Origin of the sequence: Rhizobium sp. CF122, assembly GCF_000282035.1 — a bacterium.
Lineage (GTDB): Bacteria > Pseudomonadota > Alphaproteobacteria > Rhizobiales > Rhizobiaceae > Rhizobium.
Genome location: NZ_AKKA01000033.1, coordinates 18,858 through 36,706, shown reverse-complemented (window position 1 = coordinate 36,706; position 17,849 = coordinate 18,858). Strand labels below are relative to the sequence as shown.

General features: G+C 59.8%; 20 protein-coding genes and 1 riboswitch. Of the genes, 10 read left to right on the top strand and 10 right to left on the bottom strand.

The window, feature by feature from the left end; all coding sequences use genetic code 11:
- Positions 1 to 196 precede the first annotated feature (196 nt).
- The 7 genes from PMI09_RS08745 to PMI09_RS08715 all read right to left on the bottom strand — a co-directional run bounded on the left by PMI09_RS08745 (position 197) and on the right by PMI09_RS08715 (position 6,402).
- Positions 197 to 961: an ABC transporter ATP-binding protein gene (locus PMI09_RS08745; RefSeq protein WP_007791359.1), complete on the bottom strand. Its 765-nt coding sequence runs from the start codon at positions 959 to 961 to the stop codon at positions 197 to 199.
- The gene (locus PMI09_RS08740) at positions 958 to 1,998 is read right to left on the bottom strand and encodes a FecCD family ABC transporter permease (RefSeq protein WP_007791356.1); all 1,041 of its coding nucleotides are present in this window, start codon (positions 1,996 to 1,998) and stop codon (positions 958 to 960) included. Before PMI09_RS08740 ends, PMI09_RS08745 begins: the two co-directional genes overlap by 4 nt.
- On the bottom strand, positions 1,995 to 3,011 hold the full coding sequence (locus PMI09_RS08735; RefSeq protein ID WP_007791353.1) for an ABC transporter substrate-binding protein: 1,017 nt from the start codon (positions 3,009 to 3,011) through the stop codon (positions 1,995 to 1,997). Before PMI09_RS08735 ends, PMI09_RS08740 begins: the two co-directional genes overlap by 4 nt.
- Before the next feature lie 179 nt (positions 3,012 to 3,190).
- A riboswitch (cobalamin riboswitch) is annotated at positions 3,191 to 3,418 on the bottom strand.
- 21 nt (positions 3,419 to 3,439) lie between these two features.
- Positions 3,440 to 3,862, bottom strand: a complete 423-nt coding sequence (locus PMI09_RS08730; RefSeq protein ID WP_443216174.1) for a hypothetical protein — start codon at positions 3,860 to 3,862, stop codon at positions 3,440 to 3,442.
- Positions 3,863 to 4,005: 143 nt separating this feature from the next.
- Entirely contained in the window at positions 4,006 to 4,488 is a 483-nt protein-coding gene (gene msrB / locus PMI09_RS08725) for a peptide-methionine (R)-S-oxide reductase MsrB (RefSeq protein WP_007791347.1), read from the bottom strand.
- A 100-nt stretch (positions 4,489 to 4,588) separates the two neighbouring features.
- Positions 4,589 to 5,878, bottom strand: a complete 1,290-nt coding sequence (locus PMI09_RS08720) for an epoxide hydrolase family protein (RefSeq protein WP_007791343.1) — start codon at positions 5,876 to 5,878, stop codon at positions 4,589 to 4,591.
- Between the two features lie 128 nt (positions 5,879 to 6,006).
- On the bottom strand, positions 6,007 to 6,402 hold the full coding sequence (locus PMI09_RS08715) for an organic hydroperoxide resistance protein (RefSeq protein ID WP_007791340.1): 396 nt from the start codon (positions 6,400 to 6,402) through the stop codon (positions 6,007 to 6,009).
- A 149-nt stretch (positions 6,403 to 6,551) separates the two neighbouring features.
- On the opposite strand from PMI09_RS08715, the gene PMI09_RS08710 reads away from it, so the two are divergent.
- On the top strand, positions 6,552 to 7,058 hold the full coding sequence (locus PMI09_RS08710) for a MarR family winged helix-turn-helix transcriptional regulator (RefSeq protein WP_007791338.1): 507 nt from the start codon (positions 6,552 to 6,554) through the stop codon (positions 7,056 to 7,058).
- A gap of 543 nt (positions 7,059 to 7,601) precedes the next feature.
- Entirely contained in the window at positions 7,602 to 8,735 is a 1,134-nt protein-coding gene (locus PMI09_RS08705; RefSeq protein WP_007791335.1) for an FAD-dependent oxidoreductase, read from the top strand.
- A gap of 284 nt (positions 8,736 to 9,019) precedes the next feature.
- Here PMI09_RS08705 and PMI09_RS08700 read toward each other — a convergent pair whose 3' ends face one another.
- Complete coding sequence (locus PMI09_RS08700) at positions 9,020 to 10,108, bottom strand: DUF3095 family protein (protein WP_081499041.1); 1,089 nt, start codon at positions 10,106 to 10,108, stop codon at positions 9,020 to 9,022.
- Positions 10,109 to 10,986: 878 nt separating this feature from the next.
- Between PMI09_RS08700 and rpsU the strand changes: the two genes are divergently transcribed.
- From rpsU to PMI09_RS08685, 3 genes are all read left to right on the top strand, one after another.
- Positions 10,987 to 11,223 carry a 30S ribosomal protein S21 gene (gene rpsU, locus PMI09_RS08695; protein ID WP_007791329.1) on the top strand — a complete coding sequence of 79 codons (237 nt, stop codon included), beginning with the start codon at positions 10,987 to 10,989 and terminating at the stop codon, positions 11,221 to 11,223.
- 63 nt (positions 11,224 to 11,286) lie between these two features.
- Complete coding sequence (locus tag PMI09_RS08690; protein ID WP_007791326.1) at positions 11,287 to 11,481, top strand: hypothetical protein; 195 nt, start codon at positions 11,287 to 11,289, stop codon at positions 11,479 to 11,481.
- A gap of 123 nt (positions 11,482 to 11,604) precedes the next feature.
- Positions 11,605 to 11,862: a DUF982 domain-containing protein gene (locus tag PMI09_RS08685; protein ID WP_007791322.1), complete on the top strand. Its 258-nt coding sequence runs from the start codon at positions 11,605 to 11,607 to the stop codon at positions 11,860 to 11,862.
- A 130-nt stretch (positions 11,863 to 11,992) separates the two neighbouring features.
- Here the strand turns inward: PMI09_RS08685 and PMI09_RS08680 are convergent, their stop codons facing one another.
- Positions 11,993 to 12,292, bottom strand: a complete 300-nt coding sequence (locus PMI09_RS08680) for a DUF2934 domain-containing protein (RefSeq protein WP_007791319.1) — start codon at positions 12,290 to 12,292, stop codon at positions 11,993 to 11,995.
- Between the two features lie 185 nt (positions 12,293 to 12,477).
- Here PMI09_RS08680 and PMI09_RS08675 point away from each other — a divergent pair, with 185 nt between their 5' ends.
- The gene (locus PMI09_RS08675; RefSeq protein ID WP_007791316.1) at positions 12,478 to 12,738 is read left to right on the top strand and encodes a YMGG-like glycine zipper-containing protein; all 261 of its coding nucleotides are present in this window, start codon (positions 12,478 to 12,480) and stop codon (positions 12,736 to 12,738) included.
- A gap of 257 nt (positions 12,739 to 12,995) precedes the next feature.
- Here the strand turns inward: PMI09_RS08675 and PMI09_RS08670 are convergent, their stop codons facing one another.
- A complete protein-coding gene (locus PMI09_RS08670) occupies positions 12,996 to 13,751 on the bottom strand; it encodes an adenylate/guanylate cyclase domain-containing protein (RefSeq protein ID WP_007791313.1) in 756 nt (251 codons plus the stop codon).
- Positions 13,752 to 14,168: 417 nt separating this feature from the next.
- On the opposite strand from PMI09_RS08670, the gene PMI09_RS08665 reads away from it, so the two are divergent.
- Genes PMI09_RS08665 through PMI09_RS08650 form a run of 4 tightly spaced genes read left to right on the top strand, consistent with a single transcriptional unit; the run spans position 14,169 to position 17,843 of the window.
- The gene (locus tag PMI09_RS08665; protein ID WP_007791306.1) at positions 14,169 to 14,789 is read left to right on the top strand and encodes a TetR/AcrR family transcriptional regulator; all 621 of its coding nucleotides are present in this window, start codon (positions 14,169 to 14,171) and stop codon (positions 14,787 to 14,789) included.
- Entirely contained in the window at positions 14,786 to 15,751 is a 966-nt protein-coding gene (locus PMI09_RS08660; RefSeq protein WP_007791303.1) for an HlyD family secretion protein, read from the top strand. Before PMI09_RS08665 ends, PMI09_RS08660 begins: the two co-directional genes overlap by 4 nt.
- Complete coding sequence (locus PMI09_RS08655; RefSeq protein ID WP_007791299.1) at positions 15,748 to 16,698, top strand: ABC transporter ATP-binding protein; 951 nt, start codon at positions 15,748 to 15,750, stop codon at positions 16,696 to 16,698. Before PMI09_RS08660 ends, PMI09_RS08655 begins: the two co-directional genes overlap by 4 nt.
- Positions 16,695 to 17,843, top strand: coding sequence for an ABC transporter permease (locus PMI09_RS08650; protein ID WP_007791296.1), 1,149 nt, complete (start codon positions 16,695 to 16,697; stop codon positions 17,841 to 17,843). Before PMI09_RS08655 ends, PMI09_RS08650 begins: the two co-directional genes overlap by 4 nt.
- Positions 17,844 to 17,849: the final 6 nt, after the last annotated feature.

The window sequence follows — 17,849 nt, the reverse complement described above, 5'->3', positions numbered from 1 at the left end:
TGTTAGCAGATGCAGCATAAGCGCATTGGGCGGAGCACCCAACGTATTTTACGGTAGCATACGCCGTTTCTTGACAGCGCCACGGATGGTCGTGCCAGTTCTTGGTGAGGTATTTGTCGATGAGCAACAGGCCCGAAGGGCACCGTACCTCGGTAGTTCGTCCGGCCCGCTATGCTTGGGCCCAACAGCAGCATCGTCAGGCGATAATGTATTGAATGTTGCACCGCCCATGGATCGAGGACGTCTCGACATGCGCCTGCACGCCGAACACGTCGCCGATCAGATCCCGCGTCAGCACGTGCTGCGGCGTCCCCGTCGCAACGATTTTACCCCGCTGGAGCACAGCCAGCTGATCGCAGAACATGGCGGCCAGATTGAGATCGTGCAGGGCGATGATGCAGGTGACGCCGAGCCTGGAAATCAGGCCCAGGATCTCGAGCTGATGCTGGATGTCCAGGTGGTTCGTAGGCTCATCAAGGAGTAGTTCGGTCGGGCTCTGCGCAAGGGCACGCGCGATATGGACACGCTGGCGCTCGCCGCCGGAGAGCGTCTGCCAAAGTTGCCTCGCTCGGCCTTCCATGCCGACGCGCGAGAGCGCCTCATCCACGGCAGCATCATCCTTTGCACCCAAGGGAGACAGGAGACTGCGATGAGGCGTACGCCCGAGGCGCACAACATCCTTTGCGGTCAACTGCGTCTCGGTTGTCGCCTGCTGCTCGACGAAAGCAACACGGCGCGCGAGATCGCTCCGCGCCATAGTCGAAACGTCGCTCTCGCCCAAACGAACAATGCCGCTGCGCACCTTCCGCAACCGGCAGATCAGCCGCAACAGACTCGACTTGCCGGATCCGTTTGGCCCGAGCAGCCCGAGAACCGTTCCTGTCTGCACCGTCAGGCTGACGCCGTTGACGATCAGGGAGTTGCCTGCTGTAAAGCTCACATTGTCGAGGCTGATGCTCATGCCGTCCTCCGAGCGCGATACAGGATGACCGCAAAGGCAGGCGCGCCGAACAAGGCCGTGACGACCCCGATTGGCAAGACTTGTTGCGGGATGATGATCCGCGAGATGATATCGGCGCCGACCATGAAGATCGCGCCGCCGAGCACAGTCGCCGGAAGCAGGCGATCATGCGTGGGCCCGACAAGGAACCTCGCGGCGTGCGGGATGACCAGTCCGACAAAACCGATTGCGCCAACCATGCTGACCACGGTTGCCGTCATCAGCGCCGTTGTTCCAAGAAGCACCACCTGCACACGCCTGACCGCAATACCCAACGATGCCGCCGCGTCCGTTCCGAAGACGAAGGCATCCAGCGCCCGCACATGGAACAGCGAAACGACGAAGCCGAGCACCGTCACCGGCACGGCCAGATAGACGTCAGGCCAGCGGATACCGCTCAGCGAGCCAAGCAACCAGAACATGACGCCCCTCGCCTGCTCGGCATTTGCCGAGGTCGTGACGATATAGGAGGTGGCCGCATTGAAGAGCTGCGATCCGGCGACGCCGCAAAGAATAATGCGCTCGCTAGTGCCTCCGGCGCCTGCCGCAAGAAAGGCAACGAGCAGGAATGCGATCACGGCGCCGATAAAGGCGCCGCTGGACAGACTGAGAACACCATAGCCGAAGCCGAGCAGCATCACGCCAACCGCGCCGGTCGAGGCTCCTGCGGAAACGCCGAGCACGTAGGGTTCGGCCAACGGGTTTCGCAGCAACGCCTGCAGAACCGCGCCGCTGAGCGCGAGCGACGCCCCGGCACTTGCGGCCACCAACGCTCGGCTCAATCTATAGTCCCAGATGATGCCTTGATGGATGCGGCTAAGCTCGAAAGTCGTACCGAGGAGGCGGTTCGACACCGCTTTCGCGGTCGTCGCCAGCGGGATCGATATCTCCCCGATCGAAACGGCGAGACCGATCATCAGAGCGAGCAGGGAGAATGCAGCAATGGCGAGCGCACCATGCGCCCACCATACCGACTGCCTGAAAATGGCGCCGCTCACTGCGCCAGACCGAAGGAATTGATGCCCTTCGCCAGTATCTCGATCCCGTCGATCGTCCGAATCGTCGGGTTCATCGATTGGGCATCCATCATGACGAAGCGCTTATTCCTGACGGCATCGAGTTGGCTCGTGACCGGGTCCTTTGCCAGAAAGTTGAGCTTTACCGTGGGGTCATCCGCCGCATAGCGGCGCCGGTCCATCGTCGCTACGACGATCACAGCCGGATTGGCCTCTGCAATCGTCTCCCAGCCGACGAGCGGCCACTCCTCGTCTGTCGCGACCACATTCTTCGCACCGAGCATCTTCAGGATATAGGCCGGGGCGCTGTTCTTTCCGGCGATGAATGCATCGCCGTTGATTTCCTTGCTGGAGAACCAGAAGACGACCGGGAGGTTCTTTGCAGCGGCACCGGCAACCGATGCGACGGCCCGCGCTTCGCGTTGCTGCAGCTCGGCGACGAGCGCATCGCCGCGGTCCGTGATGTCGAAGATTTCGGCCAACTCAGCGATCTCCCGATAGATCAGGCCCATCGTGAACAGTTCCTTGCGAACGCCGTCGCCGCTGTCGGCATTGACCTTGGCGACGCAATCCGCCGGCGCGATGTAGGTATTGATGCCGAGTTCGGCGAATTGCTCCCGCTTGCCGACGGACCCTTGCTGACCGACGTGCCACTCAAACTCGGCGGCGACCAGATCCGGTTCCTGACCGACGACGGTTTCAAAGCTCGGATCGTTGTCGGCAAGCCGTTTGATCCTCGCGTTGACTTCGGCATATTGCGGCAAAACCGGGCCGACCCAGACTGCCGTTCCGGCAATCCTGTCCGCCAGCCCGAGCGAGAAAAGAACTTCGGTCATGCCCTGACCGATCGATACGATGTTGGCCGGCGCCTTATTGAAGACGACCTCGCGGCCGCAATTGTTGATGGTCAATGGATACTGGGTGGCGGCAAGACTTGGCGCTGCCAAGCCAGCAAAGCCGAAGGCAAGCGCAATGGCTGCAAGAAATTTACACATAGGCAATCTCGATTAGGAGGAAAGGGGCCAGCGTTTATTGCCGGCGCAACCGCTAGGAATGACGGCACGCCGGGCTAACGCTAGCGACGGAAAACCCAATCGAGACGGATGTGTGCTCTATATCGGCGAAGGCTCAGGTCAATCATGGCTGTTCCTTTCCGGGCATCCCCGCCCGGGTGATTGGATCGTGATTGACGGCAGGTCTCCTGGCTCACGGATATATGCCTTCATCTGCCTTCCCGCGATTGGTTCGCAGTGACATGGTCCTAAACGACCTCGGATGAGCGACAATCCGCCTACAGTTGCGGGGGCAGCCACGGTTTTGGTCCCTCTTGGGTCGTCCTCACCGTGTTCCCTATTAATCCCCTTAGAGTCGTCCTTGGGGAACCATCGCGCTCAGTTACGCCGGCGAGCCGTGCGACGTCAAGTCATCGATTGGTGGGCGCTCGTCCGGGTTGGCTCTGCTGCATATCTTGAAACCCGACCTCAGGACATCCTCGGATGTTGGCAAAGGTGATCTCCCGGCGATCGCCCCATTCGGTCAGTCCTCTCAGCGTCAGAACGTTCTCGTCGCGATAGACAAGGTCGGTGCGGTAGATGCCAGCGCGGCGGGCCCGGTTCTGCGCCTGACTGACGTTGCAGGTGCCTTCCGATGGCGACACATGCCAGGTGCTCATACCACTGCCATTGGGTTGCCAACCGCCTGACTGACCCAAGGCCGCTGCTGGTAGAAGGACTACGATCCCCAAGGTCGTATGGAAGGCCGCTTTCATGATCCCCTGCCCCGGTTGTGCGCAAAGTGTTGCCACAAGCGCCGAGATGATGCGGCCAAAATAGACGGACCTGTGCATTGCGCAATCATCTACAGACTGGGCCGCACCCCATTTGCGACAAATCACGGGGAAGTCGCCCATCAGCGTTGATGATCGGTTAAAACTGCCTGTGGGCCGGAGCAATCGCCGTCGACGGCGACGATTGCTCCGGCGGCGAGCATCTATCGTGCTGGCGCTCCTTCCGGGCCACCGCGACCAAGCTTGTCAGGAAGCGGCTGCCCTTTCGGGGTGAATTCGAGCGACCCTGAGTTTATGCAGAAGCGCTCGCCTGTCGGAGGCGGGCCGTCGGGAAAGACGTGCCCCTGATGCGCGTCGCAACGCGCGCAAACAATTTCCGTCCTGAGCATGCGGTAGCGGGTATCACGAACGCGCCGCAGGTGATTGTCGGCTGCCGGGGCCGTGAAGCTCGGCCAGCCTGTACCGCTTTCGAATTTCGCAACGGCCTTGAACAGCGGAAGGCCGCAGAGCCGGCAGGTAAAGAACCCCTCGCGTCGCTCGTGGAGGAACACGCCACAGAATGGCGCCTCCTCACCATGCTCCAAAAGCAGATGGCGATCCTCTTCGCTGAGGTCCGCCACCAGCTGCTCCATCTGTTCCCGAGTGGGAGGGGTAAGATCGAACTGCAATTCGACGACGTCACGCATTCCTGGTTCTCCTTCGATCCCGGCGGTTTCCCGAGACCTTCTTCGCGCAGATTACCGTCACCAAAGAGACGGCGCCGCTGAAGCGCCGTCCTAACCGCCCCTACGCCGACCGCAGCGAGCGGAAGGCCGCTCTGAGCTCCGAAGCGAAGCCCTTCGGCTGCTCCCAGGCAGCAAAGTGCCCGCCCTTGTCGAGCTTGTTGTAGTGGATGAGCTTCGGATAGGCGCGTTCCGTCCAGCTGCGCGGAGCCGCATAGATCTCATCCGGAAAAACGCTAACAGCGACCGGAATGGTGACATTCTTGACGGCAAAGAACGCCAGCTTGTTTTCCCAGTAGAGCCGCGCCGACGAGACGGCTGTGTTCGTCAGCCAGTAGAGTGTAATGTTGTCCAGGATATCGTCCCGCGTCAGGCCTTCGGCCTTTCCATCGAAGACGCGTGCGATCATCTCGTAGCTGCGGATATCGTGGTCGATCATCCATGCTGCCAGACCGACCGGCGAGTCCGCGATCCCATAGAGCGTCTGCGGACGGTTCGCCATTTCGATCGCATAGCCAAGCCCGTGCTTGTAGAAATCGTCCAGTTGATCATAGGCATGCTGTTCTTCGGGCGAGAGGCCTTTCGGTGGCGTGCCGCCGGGTTGAAGCGCCACGGCGATATCGGCTGGAACAGTCGCCGGCATGTTGACATGAATGCCGATCAATTCCGGAGGAGCGATCAGAGCCATCTGCTCGGTTACCGCATCGCCCCAATCGCCGCCCTGCGCCACGTATCTGGTGTAGCCAAGCCGCTTCATCAATTCGATCCAGGCGTGCGCAATGCGGATCGGGTCCCAGCCGGTCGTGGTTGGTTTACCGGAAAAGCCGTAACCGGGCATCGACGGGATAACCAGATCGAAGGCATCCGACGCCGTGCCGCCGTGCGCCGTCGGGTTCGTCAGCGGCTCGATGATCTTCAACTGCTCGATGACAGAGCCCGGCCATCCGTGTGTGACGATGAGAGGCAGCGCATCCTTGTGCTTCGAGCGAACGTGAATGAAGTGGATGTCCACCCCGTCGATCGTCGTCGTAAACTGCGGCAGAGCATTCAGCCGGGCTTCGACCTTGCGCCAATCATATTCGTTTGCCCAGTAGCGAGCGAGTTTCCGGGTCGTCGCATACTGTACACCTTGCGAACTGTCGGTCACCGTTTCCGGCTCCGGCCATCGGGTTGCGTTGATCCGCTGGCGCAGATCGGCGAGCTGCTGATCGGAGGCTTTGCATCGGAAGGGGTGGATTGCATTGCCGTTGTCAGCCGCTATAGCGAATGATACCGGCAGGAGACTGACGACGCCGGCAACCGCCGCGCATCCAAGCAGGCTACGCCGTGTGATCGATGATACTGGAGCTGTCATGATATCCTCCTGTGCTTGAGGTTGCTCGGGATGCGGGCACGATTTCACTGAAGGCGGCGCGCATCCCGTTGCGTGATGGTGTTGGCGATACCTTTGGATTGGTTCTCGCCGAGAGCGTTCTCATCCCTTCAAACGAGGTTGAGCGCCACGTCGATGTTGCCGCGCGTTGCCTTGGAATACGGGCAGATCTCATGCGCTGCGTGGATGAGTTCCTCGGCGACATCACGCTCAATGCCCGGCACGCTGACGTTCAGGCGTGCGCGCAGGAAGTAGGAACCACCGTCGGCGTTCAGATCGATTTCCGTGTCGATCTCGGGCTCAACGGGCAGCTTGATCTTTCTTTGCGCCGCAGCGACCTCAATGGCACCAATGAAGCAAGCCGACCATGCAGCGCCGAAGAGGCGTTCGGCCGCCGGGTGCGGCTGCGACAACTGAAGGTCAAGCTCGCCATCACTGCTGCGTGTGAAACCATTGCGACCGCCCTTGTTGCGGGTCTTGCCGGTAAAGAGGAGTTTCTCGGTCATGGTAAAATCCTTTCTGGGTTTGTTAATCGTATCCGCTTTAATCGGATGCGATCTAAATAGGCCGATGAAAATGCATTGTCAATACCATTGCGATTTAATCGGATGCGATTTATATAAAAAGCAGGACGAACAACCGAATAGGATCTCCCATGTCCGCATCCAAAACCGCCAAGAACCTGGAGACAGGAGCGCCCTCTTCCGGCGAGAGCGACAGCAAGAGCAACAAGCTCTCCAACTTTTTATGCTTCGCGGTCTACTCGGCAAATCTGGCCTTCGGCCGCGCATACAAGCCGATCCTGGACAAGCTGAATCTGACCTACACCCAGTATATCGCAATGGTCGCCCTCTCCGAGAAGGACGACCAGACCGTGGGAACGCTCGGCGAAAAGCTCTTCCTGGAATCAAACACGCTGACGCCGATGCTTAAGAAACTTGAGTCCCTGGGCTATATCCAACGCAAACGCGATCCCGCTGACGAGCGGCAGGTGCGACTGAGCCTGACGCCGGCCGGACGCAATCTGGTTGAGGCGGTTCCCGGCGCGCCACTGGTGGAAGCCACCGGCCTCGGCGAGGACTTTCCGGTCGTGCAGAAATCCGTGGTACGGCTGCGCGACAACCTCCTAAAGGCAACGCAAGACGGGCCGGCGAAGGATTGATCATTCTCACTGCTGTAAGCGTCGATGTATGCGGCGCTCGCTTGGCATGCGGGACGAGAGCGTCGCGCATTTGGCGCGCTGGCAACAATCCGCGACCAACCGGCGGGCAGGATTGGGCGTGGCGGTAGAGCATAGATGGGCTAATCGGCTTCGTTCCCGATCTTCACCAAGCCGACCCCGGAGAGAAGCGCGCGCCGCGAAAAGACGTTGAACGCTGCACAAGTTGGAAACGGCAGTGGCTGTCAGAAGACTTTTGCTCCTTAGAGCAGCGATTTCGGCTGGAATGCGCCATTTGCGGTCATCATCCGAGAATGGCGTCCGATTGCCAATGGCAGAAGACAGGGTTGCATCACTCAGGCTTTTAATACAGGCTAATGCCGTCGCGAAAAACGGCAGGCCGATTTCAGCCGCCGAATACAAGTCGGACGAGCACATAGCTCCGGCTCGGCCAGCGTCTCCCGAAGCAATCGCCTGATACGATCAGGCTACAGCAATCATCAGCGCTGCGGACGCTGCATGCTTGCATTTGATAGGAGCGCTGCAATGCGAAACCCAGTTACGATCATCGGTGCTGGTCTCGGTGGCCTTACGCTAGCCCGTGTTCTCCATCTTCACGGCATCCCCTCGGTCATCTACGAATCCGAAGCCTCGGCGAGCGCGAGAACGCAGGGCGGGCTACTGGATATCCATGAATACAACGGCCAGATTGCCCTTAAGGCCGCAGGACTTTTTGAAACCTTCCTTGGCCTCGTCCGCCACGGCGAAGATGCAAAACGGGTCGTTGATAAGGACGGTCATATCCTATTCGACAGTCCTGGCGACAACGTCGCCAATCGTCCTGAAATTGATCGAGGCCACCTTCGGAACATGCTTATCGGCTCGCTTCCCCCGGAAACGATCAAGTGGGGCCACAGGGTCACATCGATAGCCCCGCATGGCGCAGATCAGCACGAGGTCACTTTTGCCGACGGTTCAACCGTCCTTTCTGATCTGCTTGTGGGTGCCGATGGCGCGTGGTCGAAAGTTCGTCCGCTTTTGTCCCCTGCTAAGCCCCTCTACTCAGGCACATTGTTCATCGAAACCATCCTTTTCGATGGCCACACACGCCATAAGGCAAGCGCGGAAGCAATAGGAAGTGGCACGCTTATGGCAGTCGCTCCGGGCAAGGCCATCTTGGCGCACCGCTATGCAAACGGAATGCTGCATACCTATGCGGCCTTGAACAAGCCGGAAGACTGGGCGAATTCAATCGACTTCGCCGACCCGAAGGCTGGCTTGGCTCGTATCGCCGAGCAATTCGAAGGATGGGCTTCCCACCTAACCGCCCTTATCACAAAGGGTGAGGCCGATCCCGTGCTTCGCCCAATTTATGCGCTGCCAGTCGAACACCAATGGCGACGAGTACCCGGCGTGACGTTGCTTGGCGATGCGGCACATTTGATGTCGCCGTTCGCGGGAGAAGGTGCCAACCTTGCCCTGTATGATGGCTACGAGCTTGCAAGTGTGCTCATCTCGACGCCCGATGATGTGGAAGCCGCGCTTGCGCTCTATGAAATGAATCTCTTTCCCAGAAGCATGAAGGTCGCCGAAGAAACCGCACAGAACCTCAGCCGATTTCTTGGTGATAATGCCCCTCACAGCGTAGTCGCTCTCTTTAGCAAACATCGCGGAAAGTAGGCGTTAGCCGGTCCGGGTAAGTCGGCTTCGGGCCGACTGCAGACGATGGTGTGATCTCGTCCCGCCGAGAGCGCCCCAAGAGAAAAAACGCGAACAGCGCTTGACCTCGACACGCCGATTAGAAAAGCACCGCTGGCTACGAGCCGCCGCGCAACGCTTGAAGAGAGATCGGCTGATCGAACAGCCGAGCACCGGAATCACCCGAAGCCCCCTGGAAATCGCAAAGCCGATCGGGCAGCACCGGATATTATTCCGAATGTCGCCCGATTCCAACAGAGCCACACCTACCGTGATGACACCATCGGAAGCTCGTTTGCCTCCATCATCTCGGCTGCCTTGGCATACCCGCCCCCCATACCGTCGAGAAAGTGCAGGTGAGAATCCGGCTTTCCCGAAGGCACGAAGCAGGTCATGAGCGCATGAGACTGGCGGTGGAGTCCGAAGTTGACCTCACCTCGCGCCTTTGCCGCAACGAGGATGGCCTCGACCGCTTCGATCTGTTCGCTCGTGCAATCCAGTGTGAGACGCAGGCCGTCATCATATTTGCGGAAGTCGGAGCTGGAGGCGACGGCCAACCAGCTTTCGCGGTCGACCGACCTGGCACCGTCCCTGGGGATGGCGGTCTCCCGCGATGCCGGCTGGGCTTGCCGCGTGCCGGCGTCGAGAACCGAAAGCACGCACTTCGCCAAGGACGCAAAGACCTCCGGGCTCCTATCTTCGGCTGGCTCGACGAGCAGCGACAGGATCTCGCCCCTCTGGCTGGGAAACGGCTCCCAATCGCAGGTCAGGCCGGTCAGATCGGGTTTCGTCGTGTAGCTGCCCGGCTTTACTAGGTATCGACCATTCTTGATCTGACGCTCCGCCCATTTTAGGCCGCCGCCGGCAAACATCGCATAGGTCGCGTTTTCAGAGGCGGCATAGTGCGCGATGCGCACGTCACGTCCATTGGCACGGATCGCGCCCACGCGCACCAAACCGGCCCGAAGAGCCAGGTTGAGATTGGCACTGGCAAAGGCGACCACCTGCCGCAACGCGGACGTCGCGGTCATGATCCCATGGGGCGGCAGTGCGAACGCAGCCCCATCTCCGCGAAACACGAAGGGAAAATCGAAGTTGCCCCAGGCGTTTCCCACGGCGGCGATCACCGATGCGCCGGCGTAGTTGACGTCTTCGTAACGCCCTGACTTGATCGCCGACGTCGAGTCGACGACGTCGGTTATCCCGATCAACCAATCATCGGGGAGCGCCTCATAGACGGATGGGTCGAGCACCCGCGAAAATTCGCCATAGGCCTGGGGCGTGTTTGGATGATCGCTGACGATCCAGCGTTCCTTGGCCTTCGTCACACTGACGACCGATTGTACCGACTGCATGAATCTGTTCCCGTGCCACATAGCGAAGTCCTTTCCGCTCGATTTATTTCGCGCGCGAATAACTCGGATACGCTTTAAATACGCGGGCCGCGCGCAAACGTCAATATCCGATTTAATCGGATGCGATTTATTTATCAAAGATGGTGGTACAGAAACGGCCGAATCACCTTTCGCCCGGTTGACGCATCATACGAAATAGGGGCGGCTACAAACCGCAGTATCACCGTTCAGACCCGATATTCCCCCGAAAGGCTCATAGCCGTCATCCACGCAATAGGCACCCGCTCCCAAAGTACATGTGGATTACCGCATGTGATAAATTCCATATCGCTGCACTTCAGGTAGCATGTGCTTGGATGATTACATTTCCTAGTCATCAAGAGGTCACTGCAAAACTCACATCGTTTGTTTTGCGGTGACCTCGCCAAAAATCCGCGAGCGGCGGATCCTGTCTCTCGACCTCCACGACATCAAGCATGTGACGGTTGACGAAGCGCGACGCTCCGGAACGGGGTGTGCGGCGATCGAAGCCTTGCAACGGGTCGCTCGCATTCCCATCTTATGGCGGACACCCAAAAAATACGAACCTGGCACGGCCGATGCCTCGCGCGCCGTATCTTCGCTTTCCTTCGGTCTGCGTGATCGAAAAACCGGCGCCGTGTTGAGCATGCCGCAAGTGCGGCGAAGGATTTCAACTGAACAAACCCAATATCGCCGTCGCATCAGCGGCGGGTCCGCGCGAGCGCGATGACGCCGCTCGCAGCCCGGACAAGAACTGGAAACCTTACCCCTGCCTTCTCACGCTGCGAGAACTGCAGGAACTGATTGCTCAGCAGCTTGGCTGAGACGCACCCCATCCTCAAAGCCAGGAGAAAAACATGCAGGTCATCGTCAGAGACAACAACGTCGAGCAGGCCATGCGCGCGCTGAAGAAGAAGATGCAGCGCGAGGGACTGTTCCGCGAAATGAAGGAACGCCGATCCTACGAGAAGCCATCCGAGCGGAGAGTCCGTGAACGGGCGCAGGCAATCGCCAGGCAGCGCAAGGCTGCCCGGAAGAAGTTGCAGCGCGAAGGTCTCCTGGCCTCGCCGAGGCGACGCTCCTCCAGCCGATAGGCTGTCAAAAATATTGCCGTCCGATGTTCTCAACGGCAGCCCCATCCCGAGAAAGGACCAACTATGGAAGAACTGCACAGCCTGACTGTTTCCGATGAACGGCTCGAGGACTGCCGGGAGGTGATCGAACCGGATCTCCAGGAGCTCATTCGAACGACAATCGCCTCCGGCTTCTCAGCCGAAGAGGTTCTGATTGCAATCAGTGAACTCGTCGCAGAGGACTACGCCGTATTGGCCAAGTTCCCGAGCGTTCACTGATTGGCCCGCGTGGCTGATCGACGGATGAAAATGCCAATCAAGTCACGGTCTCACGACGGGTTGATCGGCTCACACAAACACCTACATCCCGCTTATCGCTCGTTGGCAAAGAGGAGGTTCGTCATGAACACGATCGGCCACGCAACTGAACCAACATGGGCGGCGCCCGTGGCAATTCAGATTGGGACACGACCCTCTGAATATATCCATGGTCCGGCCGAAGCGGTTGAGTATCTGGAGCACAGATGGCCGCTCCAAAGCAGCATGCACGTTGAGGCGGCCAAGCGCCGGTGCGTGGAGGCCATGAACCACCTCGCGCACCTGGAAGCCGCCAGAGATGCCTTCGTCGCAGCCGCTGTGGAGGCCAAGGTGTTGGCCTAATCAACTCCGACGGCTGCTTGCGGTCATGGCCGTCTTCGTCGCCCGCCCAATTGCGCGCGACTGAAATCGTTACGCCCAAACATACGGACGCGCCGCGTCGTATCACTCGGCCCAAAGCCGTAATGAAAATCTAATGCGTCGTGACGGACTTCGGAGAGCGTGAGCGACGGGGCTTGTCTTGGGAAGACGCGGCTATTGCGACCCCAGCCGCTTTTGTCTTCTTCGTCGCCGGCTTTTCAGCCGCGGATTTCGCTGCGGCTCGCGGCTTGGCGGATTTCACCTTCACCGTCGGCTTTGTCGCAGCATCGACGCGCTCGCCAAATTCCTTGAACGCCTGTAGCCAATGTTTCATATCCTGCCCGTGTGGGCGGCCCTCCTGCTCCCAGATCTCATAGGCACGGCGGCGAATGTTCTCTTCATGCTCGTTCATGACGGGACCCTGCTCCTTGTTGAAACCAATCTTAATTGGCGCAAGCGGTCCAATAGGCAATGGAGACACCGGCCTCGATTGATCGAAAGAAGCCGGCAACAGAAGCGAACGCAAAGCAGCGATTGTCTTTTCCGAAATGCCTCTATCTACCGTCGCGCGAACGAATTCAGCAGGAAGGAAACAAGATGAAACGCATGTCGATTTTGCTGCTTCTAGCAGGAGCCACGATGGCCGGATGCACGCCGACCCAGCAAGGAGCGGGAATTGGTGCGGCCTCGGGCGCGGTCATTGGCGGTATAGCGACCGGCAATGTGCGCGGCGCCGCCGTGGGTGCGGCCATAGGTGGCGCCGCTGGCGCCGTCATCGGCAATGTCGCCGGGCAGCCCGGCCAGTGCTACTACCGCGATCGATACGGCCGGCGATACGTCGCCAACTGCCCACGCTGATTGCGCGCTAGAGCCTTTCAGGGCGCGGCAACGCGAGACCGATCTCCGGAGGCGTCGCGCTCAACCTCAAGTGCGAAAGATCGCTATCGCGGCGGTAACGAGCTCTCTTGTTCGCCGCGTTCGCTCCGTTTGGAAAAAGCTTACCCTTTCGAGGCCAATGTGCGTGGATTAGCGGTCCCTATTGATCGAAAGCGAGATGTTATCGCTATAGAGTCGGCGACGGCCTCGATCTATTCTGCCGCTGTGTGGTCGGAAAATCATCTCCGAACCAGCACGCTCGCCTGTACCGGCAATTCTATGCCTTTCAGCGACAGCGTACGGGCATGCGCTGCGGCTGTGAGATGCGCAGCCTGAGATGCAGATTCTGGCGACATGACGATCTCGCCTGCGCCTGCCTGCGATTCCAGCCTCGACGCAAGATTAACAGCACCACCAATTGCCGTAAAATCGCTACGGAAGCTCGAAAACTCACCGATCTCGACCTCGCCGGTGTGAATACCGACACCGACACCGAAGCTGTGACCACGATCAAGGCTTTCGAATACCGCGGTGCAGTGTTGCTGTATGTCGAGCGCCGCCATAACCGCGGCGGCGGCATGATCCTTTCTCAGGATCGGAAAATTGAAGATCGCCATCAAGCCATCGCCCATCTGCTTGTTGACGATACCGTCGTGAGCCCAGATCGCCTGCGCGCATCGGTCATGAAACAGGCTGACAATCTCACTCAACCTGATCGGCTCGATCTGCTCCGAGAGGGCAGTGAACCCTCTGATATCAGCAAACAAGATGGTTGCGGTCGCGGTAACATGGCGCTGCTTCTTGACGTAACGAAACGACCGCTCGCAAATCGTGCAGATGTTGGGGTTCATCTTGCTGCGGGTGACACCAAACATGCGGAACGGCAGCGCAAGCGCGCCACGAATCGGAATGGGGACATGCATTTGATCCCAACAACCCCGGCAGATTTGGGCATCCCTGTGACTGACCGGATCCATCGGATGGGAGGTTGGCATGGTCCGCGACCTCCAGCAAAAGCCTAGTTGAACACAAACTTCTAATATTTGCCGGCATTTTGCAACTCAGGTGAAGTTCTAACCGCGAAAGATCGCAACCGCAGCAGCGACAAGTTCTGCGTTGTTCGCTGCCACAGCCCGCTTGGCGAAAACTTTTCCATCCTCGAGGCCGCCGCCGCGCGTGGAATAAGCGTCATTCCTTCGCCAACCGGACAAACGGCCAGATCATGGCGTCGAATCCTGCATCGGGATAGGTCGGCGCGACATTGGCGCGCTGCAGTCGCATCGGCGGCTCTCCACCTCTTTGAAGCGCCGATTTCGTGGGCCCAGGAACACTTGCGTGCTCAATATTTTCTTGCAAAAAACCACACATGATGTTAATGACTGTCCAGTCAGTCATAATAGAAAATGAAGCCAATGCCTGAGAAAAAGCGAGAAAGACGAGATCCGGAGCAGCGCCGGGCCGAGATCCTGGCGGCGGCCTTCGCCTGCTTTGCGGAACGGGGCTTTGCCGCGACCCGCATGGAGGATGTCGCGGCTCGCGCCGGCATCGCCAAAGGTACGGTCTATCTGCATTTCCCCGACAAGGAGCGACTTTTCATCGAGCTCGTGTCCGGCATCGCCTCGCCGCTCCTCGGTGAAGTCGGCGGCATGGTCCAGAAGGAGGCGATCCCGCCGCGTGCTGCCGTTTCGATGTTCTATGCGCTCTTCAAGCGCGAGGTCCTGGAGACGGAGCGCCGGCACCTGTTGCGGCTAATCCTCGCCGAGGGTCCGATGTTCCCCGTTGTGACCGAATTCTATTACCGCGAGATTATCACCAAAGGCCTCGCGATCGTGCGTGTCCTGCTTGCCCGTGCCGCCGCGCGCGGCGAGCTTCGCAATCCCGCCGTCGCTGACGTCCCGCAATTGGTCATGGCACCGGCCTTGATGTCGATCGTCTGGACGACGCTTTTCGAAGGCTACGAGCACCTCGACGCGCAGAAACTCTTCGACACGTTCCTCGACACGCTCTTCGTGCCGGAAGGAGGCACGACATGAAACGAATCCTTATCGTCGTCATCGTGGCCGGCGCGGCCCTTGCCGCCCTGCCTTTCCTGTTCTCCGACAAATCCCAGCGCGCCTACCAGGGCTGGGTCGAGGCCGACACGCTGTTCATCGGTGCCGACACCAGCGGCCGTGTGGTTAAGCTCGATGTCGCCGAAGGGCAGGCAATTGCGCCCGGCTCGCCGCTTTTCAGTCTGGATTCTCAAACCGAAGAGGCCGCTGTCGGCGCCGCACGCGCTTCGCTGGCTCGTCTGCAGGCCGAACTAGAACTCGCCGAGGCGAAGCAAAAGCGGCCGGAAGAAATCGACATGCTGCGCGCCAGCGAACGCGAGGCGGTCGCCCGACTTGAGCTTGCCGCACAGGATCTCGATCGCACCCGCGTGCTGGTCGAGCGCGGCACGGCGACAAAGGCAAACCTCGACACGGCGACGGCCACCGAAGCCGCCAACCGTGCCGTCCTCGATAATGTCCGCAGCCAGATTACGCTTGCGAACCTGCCGGCCCGTATTGAAATGCTGCGCCAATCAAGGGAGGCGGTCGCTGCGGCAAAGTCCGATCTAGCCTCTGCGGAAGCCGCGCTTGCCCGCCGCTTCGTGTCTGCTCCGGCAACAGGCAGCATCGAGACCGTCTATTACCGCGCCGGTGAGGTCGTCCCCGCCGGACGGCCGATCGTGGCCCTCCTACCGCCAGAGAACATTCGCATCCGCTTCTTCGTGCCCGAAGGCGAGATTGCGCTGTTTTCGCTTGATCAATCGATCCGCGTCGCCTGTAACGCCTGCCAACCCACCGATGCGAAGATCAGCTTCATCGCAAAGAATGCCGAGTATACACCGCCGGTAATCTACAGCCTCGAAGAGCGTGCCAAACTCGTCTACCGCGTCGAGGCAATCCCCGCCGACCCAAAGGCGCTGCGCCCTGGCCAGCCGGTGGATGTCACCGCGGGAGCCCGCCCATGAGCGACACGGCAATGCCCATCGACGCTCCCGAGACAGTGATCGACGTCCATCACCTCACCAAGCGTTTCGGCAGCCGGAAGGTGGTCGACGATGTGTCGATGTCAGTGAAGAAGGGCCGCATTCACGGCTTTCTCGGTCCGAACGGCTCCGGCAAGACCACGACGATCCGCATGCTCTGCGGCCTGCTGACGCCAGACAGCGGCGATGGCACATGCCTTGGCTTCGACATCCTGACCGAAAGCGATCGCATCCGCCGTCGCGTCGGCTACATGACGCAGAAGTTCTCGCTCTATCAGGATTTGTCGATCCGGGAGAACCTGGAGTTCGTCGCCCGCGTCTACGGCCTGGCAGATGCCCGCGGCAGAGCAAGCGCCGCAATAGAACGTCTCGGCTTGAAAGGTCGGGAACAGCAGCTGGCTGGGGAACTTTCGGGAGGCTGGAAGCAGCGCCTCGCACTTGGCGCCTGCATCCTACCGGAACCGGCCCTGCTCCTCCTCGACGAACCGACGGCAGGCGTCGACCCAAAAGCCCGCCGTGACTTCTGGAACGAGATTCACGCGCTTGCCGCCGACGGCCTCTCGGTGCTGGTGTCCACCCATTATATGGACGAGGCAGAGCGCTGCCATGAGATCGCCTATATTGCCTACGGCAAACTGCTGGCGCAGGGAACGGTGGACGAGGTGATCGCCAGCACCGGTCTGGTCACTTGGACCGTCTCCGGAGCGGGCGTGCATCGCCTCCAAGCCGAACTGGAGAACGAGCCAGGGGTCGACATGATCGCGCCCTTCGGGACCAGCCTGCATGTTGCCGGTCGCGATCCCGAGGCGCTTGAAAAAGCAATCGCGCCATACCGAGAACGGTCCGATCTCAAGTGGCAAGAGGGCGAAGCGACGCTGGAAGATGCGTTCATCGATCTGATGCGCCGCTCGGAGGACAATTTCCAATGACAACGACAACGGCGAACGGCAACGGTATCTCCTTCGGGCGTTTCTGGGCGATGACGATCAAGGAATTCATCCAGATGACCCGCGACCGCATAACGCTGGCGACGATGGTCGCCTTGCCGATCATGCAGCTGTTCCTGTTCGGCTTTGCGATCAACACGACGCCGCACAACCTGCCAACCGCGGTGCTGATGCGCGAGAACACCGATATCGGCCGGTCGATTTTGGCGGCGCTGGAGAATACCGACTTCTTCGAGATTCGTTCTGTCGTTACCCGTGCCGAAGACATGGATTCGCTTCTGGAATCCGGCAAGGCTCTGTTCGTCGTAGAAATTCCTGAAGGGTTCGAACGCTCGCTTCGGCGCGGCGATACACCCTCCCTGCTGGTCGCAGCCGATGCCACCGATCCGGTCGCATCGAGCTCGGCGCTCGGTGCGCTCTCCGGCATCGTGACGTCGGCACTTGCCAACGACCGGCAGGTCGAATTCGCCGAGCCGACCAAGCCCGCCTTCTCCATCGTCCAGCACCGTCGTTATAATCCGGCCGGCTCATCGACCCTGAATATCGTGCCCGGCCTGCTCGGCACAATCCTGACGATGACGCTGCTGATCTTCACGGCTCTCGCGGTCACTCGCGAGGTGGAACGCGGCACGATGGAGAACCTGCTCTCCATGCCGATCAAGCCGCTGGAAATCATGCTGGGCAAGATTGCGCCCTATGTGCTGATCGGCCTCGTTCAGTCGCTTCTTATCATCGCGGCCGGCCTGCTTGTCTTCGGCGTTCCAATCCTTGGCAGCCCGGCTTCGCTCGCGGCTGCGACCACGCTCTTCGTCATCACCAACCTGTCGATCGGCTACACCTTCTCGACGATCGCTGCCAATCAGCTGCAGGCCATGCAGATGGCGATGATGTTCTTCCTGCCGAATATCCTGCTGTCGGGCTTCATGTTTCCGTTCGCCGGCATGCCGAAGTGGGCGCAATGGATCGGTGAGGCGCTGCCGCTGACCCACTATATCCGCATTGTCAGGGCGATCATGCTGAAGGGCGCCAGTATCCAGATCCTTGCTTATGACACGATCGCCCTCGCCTGCCTGATGACAGTCGCCATGCTGATTGCTGTCCGCCGCTTCCGCAGGACATTGGACTAGACGGCA

Excerpts from the sequence above, each read along its gene's own strand:
- PMI09_RS08745 (WP_007791359.1), bottom strand. The coding sequence starts at position 961 with ATGAGCATCAGCCTCGACAATGTGAGCTTTACAGCAGGCAACTCCCTG.
- PMI09_RS08735 (WP_007791353.1), bottom strand. The coding sequence starts at position 3,011 with ATGTGTAAATTTCTTGCAGCCATTGCGCTTGCCTTCGGCTTTGCTGGC.
- PMI09_RS08730 (WP_443216174.1), bottom strand. The coding sequence starts at position 3,862 with ATGCACAGGTCCGTCTATTTTGGCCGCATCATCTCGGCGCTTGTGGCA.
- msrB (WP_007791347.1), bottom strand. The coding sequence starts at position 4,488 with ATGCGTGACGTCGTCGAATTGCAGTTCGATCTTACCCCTCCCACTCGG.
- PMI09_RS08720 (WP_007791343.1), bottom strand. The coding sequence starts at position 5,878 with ATGACAGCTCCAGTATCATCGATCACACGGCGTAGCCTGCTTGGATGC.
- PMI09_RS08715 (WP_007791340.1), bottom strand. The coding sequence starts at position 6,402 with ATGACCGAGAAACTCCTCTTTACCGGCAAGACCCGCAACAAGGGCGGT.
- PMI09_RS08710 (WP_007791338.1), top strand. The coding sequence starts at position 6,552 with ATGTCCGCATCCAAAACCGCCAAGAACCTGGAGACAGGAGCGCCCTCT.
- PMI09_RS08705 (WP_007791335.1), top strand. The coding sequence starts at position 7,602 with ATGCGAAACCCAGTTACGATCATCGGTGCTGGTCTCGGTGGCCTTACG.
- PMI09_RS08700 (WP_081499041.1), bottom strand. The coding sequence starts at position 10,108 with ATGCAGTCGGTACAATCGGTCGTCAGTGTGACGAAGGCCAAGGAACGC.
- rpsU (WP_007791329.1), top strand. The coding sequence starts at position 10,987 with ATGCAGGTCATCGTCAGAGACAACAACGTCGAGCAGGCCATGCGCGCG.
- PMI09_RS08690 (WP_007791326.1), top strand. The coding sequence starts at position 11,287 with ATGGAAGAACTGCACAGCCTGACTGTTTCCGATGAACGGCTCGAGGAC.
- PMI09_RS08685 (WP_007791322.1), top strand. The coding sequence starts at position 11,605 with ATGAACACGATCGGCCACGCAACTGAACCAACATGGGCGGCGCCCGTG.
- PMI09_RS08680 (WP_007791319.1), bottom strand. The coding sequence starts at position 12,292 with ATGAACGAGCATGAAGAGAACATTCGCCGCCGTGCCTATGAGATCTGG.
- PMI09_RS08675 (WP_007791316.1), top strand. The coding sequence starts at position 12,478 with ATGAAACGCATGTCGATTTTGCTGCTTCTAGCAGGAGCCACGATGGCC.
- PMI09_RS08670 (WP_007791313.1), bottom strand. The coding sequence starts at position 13,751 with ATGCCAACCTCCCATCCGATGGATCCGGTCAGTCACAGGGATGCCCAA.
- PMI09_RS08665 (WP_007791306.1), top strand. The coding sequence starts at position 14,169 with ATGCCTGAGAAAAAGCGAGAAAGACGAGATCCGGAGCAGCGCCGGGCC.
- PMI09_RS08660 (WP_007791303.1), top strand. The coding sequence starts at position 14,786 with ATGAAACGAATCCTTATCGTCGTCATCGTGGCCGGCGCGGCCCTTGCC.
- PMI09_RS08655 (WP_007791299.1), top strand. The coding sequence starts at position 15,748 with ATGAGCGACACGGCAATGCCCATCGACGCTCCCGAGACAGTGATCGAC.
- PMI09_RS08650 (WP_007791296.1), top strand. The coding sequence starts at position 16,695 with ATGACAACGACAACGGCGAACGGCAACGGTATCTCCTTCGGGCGTTTC.